Annotated in this window: 1 protein-coding gene and 2 pseudogenes; all 3 read left to right on the forward strand. The window is 67.2% G+C overall.

What is annotated here, in order from left to right:
* Window positions 1–118, forward strand: a pseudogene (locus tag Q0741_RS02595) (electron transfer flavoprotein subunit beta/FixA family protein); the annotation flags it as partial.
* Window positions 119–148: 30 nt separating this feature from the next.
* Window positions 149–1,834, forward strand: coding sequence for an electron transfer flavoprotein-ubiquinone oxidoreductase (locus tag Q0741_RS02600; RefSeq protein ID WP_298231640.1), 1,686 nt, complete (start codon window positions 149–151; stop codon window positions 1,832–1,834).
* A gap of 42 nt (window positions 1,835–1,876) precedes the next feature.
* Window positions 1,877–2,009: pseudogene (locus Q0741_RS02605) on the forward strand (electron transfer flavoprotein subunit alpha/FixB family protein); the annotation flags it as partial.

Raw genomic sequence — 2,009 nt, forward strand, 5'->3', positions numbered from 1 at the left:
CACGCCCCGGATCAGGACGCTCAAGGTCAGCGAGCCGCCCAAGCGCGGCGCCGGCATCAAGGTGCCCGATGTAGCCACGCTCGTGGACAAGCTCAGAAACGTCGCCAAGGTGATTTAACCCGCAACCTCTTGCGTTGCCGAGATTGACATGACCACGAACCCGCTCATCGAGAAGTTCGGCCCGCGCGAGTCCATGGACTACGACGTGGTGATCGTCGGCGCCGGCCCGGCCGGGCTGGCCACGGCCATCCGGCTCAAGCAGCTCGCTGCGGCGGCGGGCTCGGAAGTCTCGGTGGTGGTGCTGGAGAAGGGCTCCGAGCCCGGGGCGCACATCCTCTCCGGCGCGATCATGGACCCCATCGCGCTGACCGAGCTCATCCCCGACTGGAAGGAAAAGGGCGCGCCGCTCAAGCAGCCCGTCACCGAGGACGAGTTCCTGTTCCTCTCCGAAACCGGCGCGAAGGCCACCCCGCACGCGCTGCTGCCCGACTGCTTCAAGAACCACGGCAACTACATCGTCAGCCTGGGCGAGGTGGTGCGCTGGCTTAGCGGAATGGCCGAGGAAATGGGCGTGGAGATCTTCCCCGGCTTCGCCGCCGCGGAAGTGCTCTACGCCGAGGACGGCTCCGTGCGCGGCGTCGCCACGGGCAACCTGGGGCTCGGCAAGGACGGCGAGCCCACCGACAACTTCCAGCTCGGCATGGAACTGCTGGGCAAATACACCATCTTTGCCGAGGGCTCGCGCGGCCACCTGGGCAAGCAGCTCATCGAGCGCTTCAGCCTGGATGGGGGCAAGGCTCCGCAGAGCTACGGCATCGGGCTGAAGGAGCTGTGGGAGGTGCCTCCCACGAACCACAAGCCCGGGCTGGTGGTGCACACCGCAGGCTGGCCGCTGGAGCCCGACACCTACGGCGGCTCGTTCATCTATCACGCGGCGGACAACAAAATCGCCATCGGCTTCGTGGTCGGGCTGGACTACCAGAACCCCTGGCTGTCGCCTTTCGAGGAGTTCCAGCGCTTCAAGACGCACCCGGCCGTGCGCCAGCACCTGGAGGGCGGGCGGCGCATCAGCTACGGCGCACGCGCCATCACGGCCGGCGGGCTGCTGAGCCTGCCCAAGACGGTGTTCCCCGGCGGCGCGCTGGTGGGCTGCAACGCGGGCTACCTCAACGCCAGCCGCATCAAGGGCAGCCATGCCGCGATCAAGAGCGGGATGCTGTGCGCTGAAAGCCTCTTCGAGGCGCTGCAAGCCGGGCGCGGCGGCGACGAGCTCACGGCCTATCCGGAAGGCTTCGAGAAGAGCTGGCTGCATGCGGAGCTGCAGCAGGCCAGGAACTTCAAGCAGTGGTTCAAGAAGGGCCGCGCCACCGCGACGCTCATGACCGGCATCGAGCAGTGGCTGCTGCCGCAACTGGGCGTGAAGAAGGCGCCCTGGACGCTCAAGCGCAAGCTGCCCGACCACGTCAACCTGCGCCCGGCCAGCGAATTCCAGCGCATCGAGTACCCCAAGCCCGATGGCGTGCTGACCTTCGACCGGCTGTCCTCCGTGTTCATCAGCAACGTGAACCACGAGGAGAACCAGCCCGCGCACCTGACGCTCAAGGACGGCGCGGTCCCGCTGGACGTCAACCGCGGCGTATTTGGCGGTCCCGAGTCGCGCTACTGCCCCGCCGGTGTCTACGAGTTCGTGGAAGCCGACAGCGGCGGCGAGCGGCTGCAGATCAACGCGCAGAACTGCCTGCACTGCAAGACCTGCGACATCAAGGACCCGACGCAGAACATCACCTGGGTCACGCCCGAAGGCGGCGGCGGGCCCAACTACGCCGGCATGTGAGCCTGCGCGCCGAACGTTTCAATTCCGAAGGAGACCGTTTCCATGACGACCCTGGTTGTTGCCGAGCATGACAACGCGCGCCTCAAGGGCGCAACCTTGAACACCGTGACCGCCGCGCTGGCTTGCGGCGGCGAAGTGCACGTGCTGGTGGCCGGCGAGAACGCCGCCGCCGTGG

Source organism: uncultured Azohydromonas sp. (assembly GCF_937926365.1).
GTDB lineage: Bacteria > Pseudomonadota > Gammaproteobacteria > Burkholderiales > Burkholderiaceae_C > Azohydromonas.